Here is a 14,870-nt window from a genome sequence, read left to right as displayed (position 1 = left end):
GACCACATGCGCTCCAACGCCGACCTCGACTTCGTCATCACCGACGAGGACATGACCACCCTGCGCGGCATCGAGATGAAGGACTACGGCGAGGCCAGCGCCTTCCCGGTCTACAGCGGGAAGTGACGAGGGGAGACCTCCGGGACGGTCCTCGCCGGGCCTCGCACGGCCGTCGGGCCCTCGCGGCCCTAGGCTGACGAGGACCGTCCCATCTCGTCCCCGAAGGAGCCCGGCATGGACGTCTCCCCCGTCGTCTGGATCGCCACGGTCGCGGCGATCATCGGGTTGCTGCTGTTCGACTTCTTCTTCCACGTCCGCAAGGCCCACGTGCCGACGCTGCGGGAGGCGGCGGTCTGGTCCGCGCTCTACGTCGGCATCGCGGTCCTCTTCGGCCTCGGGGTCCTCGTCGTCGGTGGCGGGACGGCCGGCGGGGAGTACTTCGCGGGCTACCTCACCGAGAAGGCGCTCTCGGTCGACAACCTCTTCGTCTTCCTCATCATCATGGCGAGCTTCCGGGTGCCCCGGGAGGACCAGCAGAAGGTCCTGCTCTTCGGCATCGCCTTCGCCCTCGTGGCCCGCACCGGGTTCATCCTGCTCGGCGCGACGCTCATCGACTCCTTCGCGTGGGTGTTCTACCTCTTCGGGATCGTCCTGCTCGTCACCGCCGGGAACATGCTCAAGCCCGAGGAGGAGGACCACGGCGCCGACAACGTCGTCGTGCGCACCGCGCGCAAGGTCATCCCGACGACGGAGCACTACGACGGCGACAAGCTGTTCACGGTGCAGGACGGCCGGCGGGCGATGACCCCGATGCTCCTCGTCATGGTCGCGATCGGCGGCACCGACATCCTCTTCGCCTTCGACTCCATCCCGGCGATCTTCGGGCTGACCCAGAACACGTACATCGTCTTCACGGCGGTCGCGTTCTCGCTGCTCGGGCTACGGCAGCTCTTCTTCCTCATCGAGGGGCTGCTCGACCGGCTCGTCTACCTCTCCTACGGGCTCGCCGCGATCCTCGCGTTCATCGGCGTCAAGCTCGTCCTCCACGCGCTGCACGAGAACAACGTCCCGTTCATCAACGGGGGCGAGCCGGTCGAGGTCGCCGAGGTCGGGACCGGCCTCTCGCTCGGCGTCATCATCGGGGTGCTGGCGGTGACGGTCGTCGCCTCGCTGTACAGCCCGGCCGGCAAGGCGCGGACCGCGATCGCCAACGCCCGCCGGCACGCCGCGTCCTACCTCGACAGCGAGTACACCCAGGACCCGCAGGAGCGGGAGCGGATCTTCCGGCTCCTCCTCGCCGAGCGCGACCAGATCGCGTCGCTCGGTCCGAAGTACACGCAGAAGGCCCGCGAGGAGGAGGACCTCATGGAGCTGCTGGAGAGGGTCCGCGACAGCCACGACGGCGCCGTCGAGCGGGGCGAGGCCGAGCCGATGGGCCCGACGAAGATCCTTCCGCCCCGCTCCTGACCGGGACGCCCGCCGGTCAGGAGCGGCGCCCGGCAGCCTCCTCGGCCCGACTGTCGTCGCCGTCCGTCGACTCCCGTCGGGCGGCCGCGAGCAGCAAGCCGACGCTCAGCAGCGCCGCCAGGAGCGAGCCGGTGAAGATGCCGACCTTGGCCGTCTGCACGAGGCCCGCGTCGTCGTACGCGAGCTCGGAGATGAAGAGCGACACGGTGAACCCGATGCCCGCCGCCGCGGCGACCCCGAGGACGTGCATCCGTTCGACCCCCTCGGGCAGTCGGCCCACTCCGGTGCGCAGGCACAGCCACACGGCCACCCCGACGCCTACGACCTTGCCGAGGAGCAGCCCGAGGGCGACCGCCCACGTGAGCGAGCTGCCCATCGCCTCGCCGAGCGCGCCGTCGCGGAAGTCGACGCCCGCGTTCGCGAGCGCGAAGAGCGGCACGACGAGGAAGACCGAGACCGGGTGCAGCCGGTGCTCGAACAGGTCGAGGACGTCGCGACCGCCGACCCGGCCGGTCGGGGTGAGCAAGCCGAGGGCCACCCCGGCGATCGTCGCGTGGACACCGGACTCCAGAGTGGCGACCCAGACGGCCACACCGACGAGCACGTACGGCCAGATCGCCGTGACACCGAGACGGCGGAGCAGGACGACGACCCCGAGCCCGAGGACCGCACCGGCCAGCCAGGCGAGGGCCACGGTGTCGGTGTAGAACGCGGCGATGACGGTGATCGCCATGATGTCGTCGACGATGGCGACGGTGAGCAGCAGCAGCTTCGCCCCGGCGGGGACCCGCGAGCCGAGCAGCGCGAGGACACCGACCGCGAAGGCGATGTCGGTCGCGACGGGGATGCCCCACCCGGCGAGCGCGTCGTCCGGGGCGAGCGCGAGGAAGATGACCGCCGGAAGCACGAAGCCGCCGACCGCGGCGACCGCGGGCAGGGTGGCGGCGCGCCGGTCCCGCAGCTCGCCGGTGACGAGCTCGCGCTTGATCTCCAGGCCGACGACGAAGAAGAACAGCGCCATCAGCCCGTCGTTGACCCAGTGCTGCAGGTCCTCCGTGATGGCAGCGCCGCCCCCGCCGACCGTCAGCTCGCGGTCCCAGAACGCGACGTAGCCGTCGGCGAACGGGCTGTTGGCCCAGATCACGGCGGCGACGGCCGCGAGGACGAGGACGACACCCCCCGCCGCCTCGTCGTGGAGAAAGTCCTTCAGGGCTCGCGACGTCCTGGCGTCGCGCGGGTGGTCGGTCGTCACGGCCGGCCTCTCGTCGGTCCCGCACTTGGCTCGGCGGGGCGTCCGCCATTGTCCCGGACGGACCTGGGAGCCGGCCGGGAGGGATCACCGCCCCTGCTCCCGGGTACGGGTCGAGGACAGGGGCCGAGCCGCGGCCCGGACCCGAGGAGGAGCGCGTGGAGGACCTGCACGTCACGTACGCCGTCGTCGGCACGCTCGCCGTGCTGCTCGCCGCCGTCTCGAGCCGGATCCGGGACCTGCCGGTGAGCGAGCCGCTGCTCGCCCTCGTCGTCGGTGCGGCCGTCGGGCCGGCCGCGCTCGGCTGGGTGGACGGACCCGGCGAGGGGTCGACGCTGCTTCTCGAGGGGAGCCGGGTCCTGCTCGCCGTGTCGCTCGTCGGTGTCGGGCTGCGGTTCCCCGTGCGGCGGCTGCGTGGGGTCGTCACCCCGACCGTCGCGCTCGTCACCGCCGGCATGCTCGGGATGGCTGCCCTGTCCGCCGGCCTCGTGTGGGCGACCCTCGGTGTCCCCCTCGCCGTGGCGCTCGTCGTCGGCGCGTGCATCTGCCCGACCGACCCGGTCCTCGCCTCGAGCGTCGTCACCGGCCGGCCGGCCGAGGAGCACCTTCCCGTCCGCCTCCGGCAGCTGCTGTCCAGCGAGTCGGGGACGAACGACGGGCTGGCCCTGCCGCTCGTCCTCGTCGCGGTCGCACTCGCCACCGGAGGGTCGGTGGGGTCCTCGCTCCTCGACGGCGGGTACCAGGTGCTCGTCGGGGTCGCGGTCGGTCTCGGCGTCGGTCTCGTCGCCGGGCGGGCGGTCGCCTACGCCCTGCGGCACTCGGACGTCGACCCGGGCGCCTCCCTCGTGTTCACCCTCGTCCTCGCCGTCGCCGTCCTCGGCGTCGCCCGCGTGCTCGAGGCCGACGGGGTCCTCTCGGTGTTCGTCGCCGGGCTCGCCTACAACTGGGTCGTCGCCGACGACGAGGTCGGGCCGCAGAACACCGTCGACGAAGGGGTCAACCGCTACCTCGTGCTGCCGCTCTTCCTCCTGCTCGGGACCGCCCTGCCCTGGTCGGCGTGGGCCGACCTCGGGTGGGGCGCGGTGCTGCTCCCGGTCGGCGTCCTGCTGCTGCGTCGCCTCCCGGTGCTGCTCGCGCTCGCCCGCCCGCTCGGCCTGCGCCTTCCCGACGCCCTGTTCCTCGGCTGGTTCGGCCCGGTCGGGGTGAGCGCCCTCTTCTACCTGTCCCTCACCGCAGAGGAGGGCGTCGCGGACCCTCGGGTCTGGGCCGCGGGCAGCCTCGTCGTCGCGGCGAGCACGGTCGTCCACGGCGTCACGTCCGCGCCCGGACGACGGCTGTACCGCCGGGCGGCGGGGGCGACACCGACTGCGTGAGAGAAGTTCGACAAAGTCTCGACAGAGTGCATCCACGGACGCGCCCGCCGTGGAAGAGGGAGTGTCAGCCACCCCCGAGAAAGGTTCGTCATGCGCCGAGCACTCGCCCTGACGGCGGCCACCGCGGTCGCCACGCTCCCCCTGGCCCTCGCGGGCCCCGCGACCGCCGCGGAGTCCGACGACGCCAGCGTCGTCGTCGTCCACGCGGTCCCCGACCTCACCGTCGACGTGTACGGCAGCGCCGACGAGGAGTACACGGCCGACGAGGCCCTCCTCACCGACTTCGAGCCCGGCACCGTCACCGACCCGGTGTCCCTCCCGGGCGGGACGTACAACCTCGCCGTCTTCCCGGCCGGGGACGACCCGTCGGGCGACCCGGCCATCGAGGCGACCGGGGTCGAGGTCCCGGGCGGCGCGAACATCAGCGTCGCCGCCCACCTGGACGAGGGCGGTACCCCGACCCTCACCCCGTTCGTCAACGACGTCGAGCCGACCGCCGCCGGTGAGGGTCGCCTCGTCGTCCGGCACACCGCGGCGGCCCCCGCGGTCGACGTGCTCGCCGGCGGCGACCCCGTCTTCACCGGCCTGACGAACCCGAACGAGGAGCAGGCCGACCTCCCGGCCGGCACCGTCTCGGCCGCCGTCGCCCTCGAGGGCACGACCGACCCGGTCATCGGCCCGGCCGACGTCGACGTCGCCGAGGGTGCCGCGACGATCGTGTACGCCTGGGGCTCCGCGGAGGACGAGAACCTCGCCCTCGCGGTCCAGACGATCGACGGCCTGCACTCCTCCCCGTCCGGCGTCCCGTCGGGCACGGCGGCGCTGCCGGCCGACACCACCCCGGTCCTGCTCGGCGGCATCGCGCTCCTCGCGGCCGTCGCCGCGCTCGGTATGGGCGCCCGCGCCCGCAGCCGCGCCTGACCCGGACCACCCACGGCGGGCGGGTGGCCACGGCCACCCGCCCGCTGTCCTCAGGAGACCTCCATGTCCTCGTCGGACCCCTCGAGCCGCTGGCGCCACGGCGCTCTCGCCGCCGCGGTCGTCGCGCTGCTCGCCACGGGCGGGCTCGCCTCCTGGGCGGCCACTCGCCCCGCCCCGGTGGCGGGCGACGGGGTCGCGGCGCTCTCGGAACCCGCGGCCACCCCGACCCCACGCCCGTCGGTGCGCGCCGTCGCCCGGCCCGCGGACCCGGAGTCGGTCGCGAGGTCCCGCGGCGCCGCGCCCACGGCGCTGAGCATCCCCGACCTGGGCGTCGAGGCGGACGTGCGCGGTGTCGGCGTGGAGGCGGACGGCTCGATGACGATCCCCGCGGAGCCGACCTCGGTCGGTTGGTACCGCTTCGGCGCGGTCCCCGCGGACCCCGCCGGGCACACCGTCATCGCCGGGCACGTCGCGACGCGCGAGGACGGTCCCGGCGCCCTCGCCCCGTTGCTCGGAGCCGAGGAGGGCATGCGCGTCGAGGTCGTCGACGCCGACGGGACAGCCCACGCGTACGAGGTCGTCGGGCGCGAGTCGATCCGCAAGCAGTCCCTCCCCGTCGACCGCATCTTCGCGCGCGACGGGGACCCCCTGCTCGTCCTCGTGACGTGTGGCGGGGAGTACGTCCCGGAGCTGCGGGCGCACACCGACAACGTCGTCGTCACGGCGCGACCGATCGGGTGAGGCCGTGTCCCCGCGTGCCGTCGCCGGCGCCCCGTCCGGGGCGACCGTCGCCCCTGGGCGGGCCCCCGCACCGGCCAGTAGGCTCCGGGACGTGGCGCTGACGGTGGTGCGCGACTCGCCCGACGACCCCGACGACCTCGCGGTCCGGCTCCGAGCCGGCGACCGCGGGGCGCTCGAGGAGGCCTACACCCGCTGGTCCGGCCTCGTGCACACCCTCGCCCTGCGCTCGCTCGGGGACCACCACGACGCCGAGGACGTCACCCAGCAGGTGTTCGTCGCCGCCTGGCGCGGCCGGCACACGCTGGATCCCGACCGGGGCTCGGTCCCGGGGTGGCTGGTCGGGATCACCCGGCACCGCGTCGCCGACGTCCACGCGGCCCGGGCGCGGGCCGCGCGGGACGCCGACGCGGTCGCCGCGCAGGACCCGGGGCGTGCCGGACCTCCGCCGGTCGACGACCGGCTCGCCGCCCGCCTCCTGCTCGCCGACGCGCTCGAGCATCTCGGCGAGCCCCGGGCCAGTGCCATCCGCCTGGCCGTCGTCGACGAACTCACCCACGAGGAGGTCGCACGCCGGCTCGACCTGCCGCTGGGCACCGTCAAGAGCCACATCCGGCGCGGACTCGCCGCGCTCCGCACGCACCTGGAGGAGGTGACCCGAGATGACGCCTGAGACCTGGCACCCCGACGAGGACGCGCTCGCCGCCCTCGCCACCGGCGGGTCGGTCACCCCCCGGGTCACCGACCACGTCGCAGGCTGCCCCCGGTGCGCGGCAGAGGTCGAGGGCCTGCGCGCGACGGCCGAGCTGCTGCGTGAGGGTGACGCCGGGCTCACCTCCCCTCCCCCGTCGGTGTGGGCGGCGATCCGGTCCGCCCTCGACGAGGACGACCGCGGCTCCGCCCACCCCGGTGACCTCCCGGCGCGGGGACCGGAGGCGACCTCGTCGTCCGGGTCGCCCCGGTCCCACCCGGCGTCCTCCCCACGTCGGGGCTCGTTCGTCCGCGCGGTCTCCCCGTGGTGGCTCGCCGCCGCCGTCGTCGTCGGCATCGTGCTCGGCGGGGTCGGGCGGGGCTGGGTCGGACCCGACACCGGCACCGGAGACGAGGCCGTGCTCGCGGCGACGACCCTCGAGACCCTCGACGACGGGACGCGCCGCGGCAGTGCCGACGCCGTCCGGGTCGCGGGTGGGCTCGACCTCGACGTGAGCACCGAAGACCTCGAGGACGACGGCGGATACCTCGAGGTGTGGCTCATCACCGAGGACCTCACCCGGATGGTCTCGCTGGGCGTGCTGCGCCCGGGTGAGGCGTCGCAGCGGTTCGCGATCTCGCAGGACCTGCTGGACCAGGGCTACGTCGTCGTCGACATCTCCCGCGAGGAGTTCGACGACCAGCCGCAGCACTCCGGTGACAGCGTGGCCCGGGGCACCCTCCGCCTCTGAGCGATGCGGGTCCGCCTCACCCCTCGCCGATCTGGACGGCCCACAGCCCGGCGTAGGTGCCACCGGCCGCGACGAGGTCGTCGTGCGTCCCGGACTCGACGACCCGGCCGGCCTCGAGAACCCAGATCCGGTCGGCCCGCCGCACCGTCGAGAGCCGGTGCGCGACGACGAGGGCGGTCCGGCCCGCGCTCGCCTCGCGGACCGAGCGTTGGATCGCGGCCTCGGTCTCGGTGTCGACGGCGCTCGTCGCCTCGTCGAGGAGGAGGACGGCGGGCCGCCGCAGGAGGGCCCGGGCGAGGGCCAGCCGCTGGCGCTGACCGCCGGACAGGGTGAGCCCCCGTTCGCCCACCTCCCCGTCGAGCCCGCCGGGCAGCCGGTCCACGACGTCGGTGGCCGCCGCCTGCGCGACGGCCGTCCCCAGCTCGTCGCGGGAGGCGCCCGGCCGGGCGTACTCGAGGTTCTCCGCGACCGAGCCCGCGAAGAGGTGCACGTCCTGGGCGACGTAGCCGACGGACCCGCGCAGCGAGCCCCACGTCAGCTGCCGGACGTCGACGTCGTCGAGGAGGACGGCGCCCTCGCGCGGGTCGTCGTAGCGCAGGAGGAGGCGCAGCACCGTCGACTTCCCGGCGCCCGTCGGGCCGACGAGGGCGTGCGTCTCGCCCTCGGGGACGACGATGTCGACGTCGCGCAGGACGTCCGGCCCGTCGCCGTAGCCCGCGCGCACCCCGCGCAGCTCTAGCCGGCCCCGGACCGGGGTGTCGAGCACGCGCCGCCCCTCGTCGACCTCGACCGGGACGGCGAGCAGGGCGAGGATCCGCGCGGTCGACGCGCGCCCCCGCTGGTAGAGGTCGAGCACGGTCGCGACCTCGGTGAGCGGCCAGAGCAGACGCTGGGTCATGAAGACGAGGACGGAGTACAGGCCGACCTCGAGGGTTCCCTCGAGCACCGAGAGGCCGCCGACGAGCAGCGTCGCGGTGAAGCCCGCGAGGATCGCGACCCGCACGAGCGGGACGAAGGCGGCGGACCAGCGGATCGTGTCGACGTTGGCCCGGCGATACTCGTCGGAGGCTTCGATGACCCGGTCGCGCTCGCGGTCCTCCGCCGTGAAGGCCTTGATCGTCGGCAGCCCGCCGAGGTTGGCCGACACGACGCCCGACATCCGCGCCACGGCCTCGCGCACCCGGAGGTAGTACGGCTCGAGGAGACGCTGGTAGCGCAGCGAGGCGACGACGATGAGCGGGATCGGCAGGAAAGCGAGGACGAGCAGCTGCCAGGACGCCACCGCGAAGACGATGCCGACGAGGACGACGTTGAGGACGGTCTGCCAGATCGCCGGGACGCCGACGTCGAGGAGCCGCTCGAGCTGGTTGACGTCGTCGTTGACCGTCGCGAGGGTCGCGCCCGAGGCCCGCGCCTCGTGCCAGCGCAGGTCGAGCCGCTGGGCGTGGTCGTAGGCCTCGACCCGCAGGTCGTGCTCGACGGACTGCGCGAGGCCCCGGAACAGCAGGGCCGAGACGTACTCGGACGCGGACTCGACGAGCCAGACCACCGCGTTGACGACCGCGAGCCACACGAGCTGCGCCTCGCGGCTCTCCACCCCGAGCAGGCCGGCGACGAACGAGTCGTCACCCCGGACGACGACGTCGACGGCCGCGCCGATGAGGAGCTCCGGGACGATGTCGGCGACCTTGTTGACCGCCGAGACGACGACGGCGAGGACGAACCGGGTTCTGTACCGGCGGTAGCGCTCCCAGAGGGCGGCGATCGGTCGGGGTGGGCCGGCGGGCGGGTCGGGCAGGTCGGGCAAAGGGGTCCTCGGGCACGGAGCGGGCGACGTCGGCACGGGTGGCGGCCGGGCGCGACGATGACTTAGGTAAACCTAACCGACGGACGGGCCCCGTTCGCGACCGGGCGTGACCGGCCGGGTGTCCCCGGCGAGCGCGAGACTGCTCGCATGACCGCGACCGAGACCACCCGCCGCTTCGCCACCCTCCACGAGGACGGCATCTTCGTCATGCCCAACCCGTGGGACGTCGGGTCCGCCCGGCTCCTCGAGGACGTCGGCTTCCGCGCGCTCGCGACGACGAGCTCCGGGCTGGCAGCGACCCGGGGCCGCGGTGACCAGACCGTCCGCCGGGACGAGCTCCTCGCCCACGTGGCCGACCTCGCCGCCGCGGTCGACGTCCCGCTCTCCGTCGACGCCGAACGCTGCTTCCCCGACGAGCCGGGCGGCGCCGCCCGCACGGTGCAGCTGCTCGCCGACGCCGGGGCCGCCGGCCTGTCCGTCGAGGACTACGACCCCGGCGCCGGCGCGGTCGTCCCCCTCGACCGAGCGGTCGAGGCCGTCGCGGCGGTGACGGCGGCGGCCGCGGAGCGCGGCCTCGTCGTCACGGCACGCGCCGAGAGCCACCTCTACGGCGGCGACGACCTCGACGACACCGTCGCCCGGCTGCGGGCCTACCAGGAGGCCGGGGCCGACGTCGTGTACGCACCCGGCGTCACCCGGCCCGAGGACCTCGCCCGCCTCGTCCGCGAGACCGGCGCGCCGGTCAACGTCCTCGCGCAGCCGGGCACCCCCGACGTCGGGGCGCTCGCCGCCCTCGGCGTCCGGCGGGTGTCCACCGGCGGCGCCCTCGCCTGGGCCGCCTACGGGGCCCTCGTCGACCTCGGCACCACGCTCCTCACCGAGGGTCGATACCCGCACCTGGACCGTGACCTCGACCCGGCGGTGAGGGCCCGCGCCTTCCACTGACCCCGCCACACGACGGACGCCGCCACGACAGAGGTCGTGGCGGCGTCCGCGGGACTGCCGTCCCGCTACTCCTTGGGCTTGCGCAGCTCGAACTCGACCGTGGTGGTGTTCCCGGCGACGTCGTGCACGACGAGGGTGTTCTCACCCTTGACCGCGCCGAACGCCCCGACCTTCACGAAGTTCAGGTCCGACCACGCGTTGTCGCTCAGGCCCTTCTCGACCCCGTTGAGGACGACCGTGTCGACCTTCCCGGCGTCGTGGAGCTTGAAGGACACCATCCGGTACCGGTTCTTCTTCGCGTTCACCACGTCGGTGAACCGCTCACCGTCCTTGACCGTCACCGTCGGAGCCGTGACGTCCAGGGTGAACTCCACCGTCGTGGCGTTCCCCGCGACGTCGTACACCACGAGAGTGTTCGCGCCCTCGACCGCCCCGAACATGCCCGGGGTGACGAAGTTCAGGTCCGACCACGCGTCGTCCGTGAGGTCCTTCTCGACCCCGTTGAGCGTGAGCCGGTCCACGAGACCGTCCACGTCGTGGAGCGTGAACGAGACCTTCGAGTACGTCCCGTCCCGGCCCACCGTGAACCGCTCACCGTCCTTGACCGTCACCACCGGACCCACCGAGTCGGTGGGCTCCGGGCCCTCGACGTCGACCGTCGTGCCCAGCGTGAACGGCGACAGCGACAGGCGGTCGATGTTCGGCGCGGACCCGTCCGACCGGGCGAAGGTGAGGGCACCGTCGTCGGTCGTGAGGTCGAGGTCGGAGGAGACGTCCCAGAAACCGTCCCACGTGTAGTTGTGGCGGTACGGCGACCGGGTGGTGTCCCCGCCGGCCTCGGTCGTGTCGACGAAGCGCGTCACGACGTCGGTGTTGTACGGGTGACCGAGGTTGACCTCGGCGTTGGCGTACCCGACGGTGAGCACGTACTCACCGGCGTCGACACCGTCCGGACGCTCCCAGACGAGCGAGCCGTCCTGGCCGACGTCACCGACGTAGGTCCCACCGGATGCCCACCGGCTCGACGCCGTCGCGGCCTCGCCCTGCACCTGTAGGTCCTCGGCCTCGACCGCGACGGTGGCGTCGTCGGCGTCGGTGTTGCGGACCGTCGAGAGGGAGGACACCGTCACCGGCGTGCCGCCGGTGTTGGTGAGCCGCACCTCGTTGACCCCGCGGTGGAGGAAGACCGTCGTCGAGACGGTCCCCTCGCCGGCCGGCACGGCGCCGGCCTCGCCCCCGAGGTCCCGGCCCGAGACGAGGACCTCGAGCGTGCCGTCATTCTCCGCACTGCCGGACCGGACGAGGTCGTAGTACCCGTCCGCCGGGGCGCCGACGAAGAGCTGGGCGGCCGCGTCGGCCTCCAGCGTGACCGGACGGTCGGTGCTCGAGTGGTCGACGGAGACGTCACCGGAGAGGCGCGCCTGCCACAGCGGGAAGGTCAGCTCCTCCGGCTCGGGCACCGAGACGTCGAGACGGTCCAGCGTGACGTCGTAGTTCACGTCGAGGGGACCGTCCGGGCCCGTGGCGCGCAGCGACACCTCGTGGGCGCCGGCGGACAGGTCGACCTGCACCTCGGCCCGGGCCCGGTAGGTCCAGCCGAGGGTCGCCGAGTAGGTGACCCGGCCGACGTACGCGTCGTCGACGTACAGCGCGTGCTGGCTCCACGTCTTGTCGTTGCCCGCGATGACGCCGAGCTCGTAGGTCCCGTCCGCCGGGACCTCCACGTCGAAGGTCACCCGCGACGAGGGCCGGTTGAACGAGCCCACGTCCGCCAGACCGGAGGCGGCATAGCTCCAGTCGCCGGTCTGGGAGTAGGCCTGCGCGTCGACGAGGGTCGCGTCCTCGGCCTCGTAGGAGGCCGACCACACGGCGTCGGGCTCGGCCGGGGCGTCCCCGGCGGCGGGCACGATGCTCACCCGGTACGCCGACTGCGCGTCGGCGGGGACGGGCACCTCGATGCCGCCGTCGGTGACCGTCATCCGGGTGACGGAGTCGACCATGGGGGACGAGGCCTCGCCCTCCTGGCCGGTGACGTCGGTCGACTCGACGAAGACGTCGACGGTGTCACCGAGGACGTCGGCCGGCATGTTCTGCACCCGGAGCACGCCGCCGTCGTCGTTGCCGCCGACGAGCACGGTCGCGAGGCGCTTGGACTCGTCGAGCGCGGCGATCCCCTGGAGGGTGTCCGGCCGGACGGCCTCCGGCGTCAACGCGACGGTGTGGCCCGAGAGGTCGGAGTACCACTTGTTGAGCCACCAGCCGCCGTTGGCCATCGCCGTCTGGACGGCGTGGTCGGACAGGTTGCCGGCGTAGGTCCAGAACGCCATGTCACCGTCGACCTTGGTGTCCTCGAACATCGAGAGCCACTGGATGAGGCGGCCCGGGTTGCCCATGTCGTGGCGGTTGCCGTACTCGTCGATGTTGATCGGCAGCGGGTCGATCCCGAGGTCGCGCTCGAGCTGCCGGTACTCCTCGAAGTGCGCGCGGTAGCCCCGCGAGCCGAGCGAGCCGGTCCCGAGCTCGTGCCACGCCATGACGTCCGGCAGCGTGCCGGCCTCCTGCGCGTGGGTCATGAGGTCACGGACCCGGTCGGCGTGCCACACGGCCTCGTTCGGCCCGACGATGACGGCGTCGGGGTCCATCTCGCGGATGACCTCGTACGCGGCGTCCCAGTCGCGGAGGAAGTTCTCGCGCTCACCGCCGCCCCAGTTCTGGTACCAGATGCCGTCGGGCTCGTTGAACGGGACCCAGGCGAACTTCTCCATGGGCAGGCCGGAGTCGATGACGGCCTGCATCTGCTGCCGGATCTTCGGCAGGTAGTCGGCCTGGATGTCGTCCGGCTCCTGGTAGGGCCACCGGCTGTAGACGTCCTGCATGTAGACGACCATCTGCTCGCCGCCGTTGTCGAAGAAGGCGTCGGAGATGTCGAGGACGTCACCGTTGGGGTGCTGGTCACCGTTCGGCGGCTTCTGGGCCAGGGTGCGGGGCCGCTGGCCTGCGACGAGGTCGTCGCTGGGGACGCCGTCGTCGCTCATCCCGTAGAGGACGCCGGTGGCGCCGCCGTGGATCGGGCCGGTGCTGTCGGCGAGGTCCACGACGACCGAGGGGGTCGCGGGCTCGACGGTGCGCTCCCACAGCTGGTTCGGGGCGCCCGAGCACCACCACGTGGCGATCTCGGTGCCGGGGGTCGTGGCCGCCTGCCAGGCGTCGACGCAGAGCCGCCCGTCGGCACCGCTCTGGATCGTGAGGTCCTCGAGGACGTCCCACTGCTGGGTGTCGGACCCGTCGCAGTCGGCGGCCACGACGCGGGTCCCCGCGTCCGGTGCGGCGGCGAGGTCCATGCAGAGGTCACCGGGCGCGGCGAGCTCGCCGTCCGCGGTCTCGACCCACTGCTGCGTGGGGCCGCCGTCGCAGGACTGGAGGGTGAGGATCTCGCCCGCCCCTCCGTCCGGGACGGTGATGCACAGGTCGCTGGCGACCCCGCGCAGGACGTCTCCCTCGGCGCCGGCCGCCGGGGTGGCGACCGCCCCCATGAGTCCGGCACCGACGACGAGGGCCGTGGCCCCCGCGGTGCTTCTCGCTACGTGCTGTCTCAGCGTCACTGCTGGTCTCCTCCGACGGGTCGTGCAGGGGCGGGCGGCCGGCAGGCGGGACGCCTGGAGCGGCGGGGCCGTGCCGACGGACCCCGTCGGTCGGACCAGGCGCCGTTGGCCGGTCGAACAGATTGTGACTAGTCACATTCCGCGACGAGTGTCACCCACGACCTCGGTCACGTCAACCCCTCGTCCGGCCGTGGACCGGCGGGTCCGCTCGTCAGCGGCGCGGCGGCGGCGCCGTCGAGCCGCGGACGACGAGCCCGGGTGACGGGAGGCCGGGCGCGACGGGCGTGCCGCCACCGGCGACCGTCGTCGCCATCGCGTGCGCCGCCCGCCCGAGCGCGACGAAGTCCATCCGCACCGTCGTCAGCGGCGGGGTGAGGAACGCCGCGAACGGCACGTCGTCGAACCCCACGACGCTCACGTCCCCCGGGACCGACCGGCCGGCGTCGTGCATCGCCCGGGACACGGCGAGGGCGACGTCGTCGTTGCCGCAGAAGACCGCGGTCACGTCGTCCCGTGCCGCGAGCCCGGTCCCGGCGTCGTACGCGTCCGCGAGCTGCCAGCCGGCGACGACGACCTCCGGCACCGGCGCGCCCGCGGTGGTGAGCGCGTCGACCCAGCCCTGCTGGCGGCCGGCGATGCGCCCCTCCGAGGGGATGGCGACGTGGTGGACCGTGCGGTGACCGAGCTCGAGCAGGTGCCGGGTCGCCTCGGCGGCGGCGTCCCGCTCCTGGAGGGACAGCGAGGGGCGGCCGGGGTCGTGCGACCCCGGCTCGGCGGCGACGACGACCGGGACGTCGTCCGGCACGTGCTCGAGGAGGGCGAAGACGACGGGGTCGAACGCGATGACGACGACCGCACCCGCGCTGGGATCGCACACCTGGTCGACGAGCCGGCGGACCTGCTCCTCCTCGACGGACTCGACGACGCTGATCGCGACGCTGTCCCCGACGGCCCGCGCGGCCTCCTCGATCCCGCGCAGCGTGCTCGCGTGGCCGAAGAGCCGGGTGTCCGCAGTGACGACGGTGACCGCGCCGCGCCGGCCGTAGTTGAGCGACCGGGCGGCGCGGCTCGGGCGGAAGCCGTGCTCCTCGATCGCCGCGAGGACGCGGGCGCGCGTCTCCTCGCGGACGTTGGGTGCGTCGTTGAGCACCCGGGAGACGGTCTGGTAGGACACCCCCGCGGTCGCCGCGACGTCACGGATGTTCGCCGTGCGCTTGCGCCCCGCGTCCGGCGTGCCTGACGAGGTCGTGGTCACACCCCATTGTGCGCACGTGGGGCGAGGCGCGTCCGCGCTCGTGCCACGAGGCGCAGTCGCGCACGTGGGGC

11 protein-coding genes are annotated in these 14,870 nt (G+C 73.8%); 7 read left to right on the top strand and 4 right to left on the bottom strand.

The window, feature by feature from the left end:
- Window positions 1-234 precede the first annotated feature (234 nt).
- Window positions 235-1,467 carry a TerC family protein gene (locus KC207_RS01975; protein ID WP_211601231.1) on the top strand — a complete coding sequence of 411 codons (1,233 nt, stop codon included), beginning with the start codon at window positions 235-237 and terminating at the stop codon, window positions 1,465-1,467.
- 16 nt (window positions 1,468-1,483) lie between these two features.
- On the opposite strand, the gene nhaA is transcribed toward KC207_RS01975, so the two are convergent.
- Window positions 1,484-2,719, bottom strand: coding sequence for a Na+/H+ antiporter NhaA (nhaA, locus tag KC207_RS01970; protein ID WP_211601230.1), 1,236 nt, complete (start codon window positions 2,717-2,719; stop codon window positions 1,484-1,486).
- Between the two features lie 155 nt (window positions 2,720-2,874).
- On the opposite strand from nhaA, the gene KC207_RS01965 reads away from it, so the two are divergent.
- From KC207_RS01965 to KC207_RS01945, 5 genes are all read left to right on the top strand, one after another.
- Window positions 2,875-4,089: a cation:proton antiporter domain-containing protein gene (locus tag KC207_RS01965; RefSeq protein ID WP_211601229.1), complete on the top strand. Its 1,215-nt coding sequence runs from the start codon at window positions 2,875-2,877 to the stop codon at window positions 4,087-4,089.
- Between the two features lie 90 nt (window positions 4,090-4,179).
- Window positions 4,180-5,010, top strand: coding sequence for a DUF4397 domain-containing protein (locus tag KC207_RS01960; RefSeq protein ID WP_211601228.1), 831 nt, complete (start codon window positions 4,180-4,182; stop codon window positions 5,008-5,010).
- A gap of 63 nt (window positions 5,011-5,073) precedes the next feature.
- Window positions 5,074-5,751 carry a class F sortase gene (locus KC207_RS01955; RefSeq protein WP_211601227.1) on the top strand — a complete coding sequence of 226 codons (678 nt, stop codon included), beginning with the start codon at window positions 5,074-5,076 and terminating at the stop codon, window positions 5,749-5,751.
- Window positions 5,752-5,842: 91 nt separating this feature from the next.
- Window positions 5,843-6,421 carry an RNA polymerase sigma factor gene (locus KC207_RS01950; protein WP_367616018.1) on the top strand — a complete coding sequence of 193 codons (579 nt, stop codon included), beginning with the start codon at window positions 5,843-5,845 and terminating at the stop codon, window positions 6,419-6,421.
- Complete coding sequence (locus KC207_RS01945) at window positions 6,411-7,190, top strand: anti-sigma factor (protein WP_211601226.1); 780 nt, start codon at window positions 6,411-6,413, stop codon at window positions 7,188-7,190. The genes KC207_RS01950 and KC207_RS01945 overlap by 11 nt, the downstream gene beginning before the upstream one ends.
- Window positions 7,191-7,206: 16 nt before the next feature.
- Here KC207_RS01945 and KC207_RS01940 read toward each other — a convergent pair whose 3' ends face one another.
- A complete protein-coding gene (locus tag KC207_RS01940) occupies window positions 7,207-8,997 on the bottom strand; it encodes an ABC transporter ATP-binding protein (protein WP_211601225.1) in 1,791 nt (596 codons plus the stop codon).
- 147 nt (window positions 8,998-9,144) lie between these two features.
- On the opposite strand from KC207_RS01940, the gene KC207_RS01935 reads away from it, so the two are divergent.
- On the top strand, window positions 9,145-9,942 hold the full coding sequence (locus KC207_RS01935; protein ID WP_211601224.1) for an isocitrate lyase/PEP mutase family protein: 798 nt from the start codon (window positions 9,145-9,147) through the stop codon (window positions 9,940-9,942).
- A gap of 65 nt (window positions 9,943-10,007) precedes the next feature.
- On the opposite strand, the gene KC207_RS01930 is transcribed toward KC207_RS01935, so the two are convergent.
- Window positions 10,008-13,544: a ricin-type beta-trefoil lectin domain protein gene (locus KC207_RS01930; RefSeq protein ID WP_211601223.1), complete on the bottom strand. Its 3,537-nt coding sequence runs from the start codon at window positions 13,542-13,544 to the stop codon at window positions 10,008-10,010.
- A 211-nt stretch (window positions 13,545-13,755) separates the two neighbouring features.
- Window positions 13,756-14,799, bottom strand: a complete 1,044-nt coding sequence (locus tag KC207_RS01925) for a LacI family DNA-binding transcriptional regulator (protein WP_211601222.1) — start codon at window positions 14,797-14,799, stop codon at window positions 13,756-13,758.
- Between the last annotated feature and the right edge of the window lie 71 nt (window positions 14,800-14,870).

The organism is Phycicoccus avicenniae, assembly GCF_018139485.1.
In the GTDB taxonomy this organism is placed as follows: domain Bacteria; phylum Actinomycetota; class Actinomycetes; order Actinomycetales; family Dermatophilaceae; genus Phycicoccus; species Phycicoccus avicenniae.
The sequence above is the reverse complement of the archived record's forward strand: the minus strand, read 5'-3'. Positions and strand labels throughout refer to the sequence as shown.

What these genes read in the sequence shown, in the direction of transcription:
- KC207_RS01975 (WP_211601231.1), top strand. Translation starts at nt 235, where the DNA reads ATGGACGTCTCCCCCGTCGTCTGGATCGCCACGGTCGCGGCGATCATC.
- KC207_RS01960 (WP_211601228.1), top strand. Translation starts at nt 4,180, where the DNA reads ATGCGCCGAGCACTCGCCCTGACGGCGGCCACCGCGGTCGCCACGCTC.
- KC207_RS01955 (WP_211601227.1), top strand. Translation starts at nt 5,074, where the DNA reads ATGTCCTCGTCGGACCCCTCGAGCCGCTGGCGCCACGGCGCTCTCGCC.
- KC207_RS01945 (WP_211601226.1), top strand. Translation starts at nt 6,411, where the DNA reads ATGACGCCTGAGACCTGGCACCCCGACGAGGACGCGCTCGCCGCCCTC.
- KC207_RS01935 (WP_211601224.1), top strand. Translation starts at nt 9,145, where the DNA reads ATGACCGCGACCGAGACCACCCGCCGCTTCGCCACCCTCCACGAGGAC.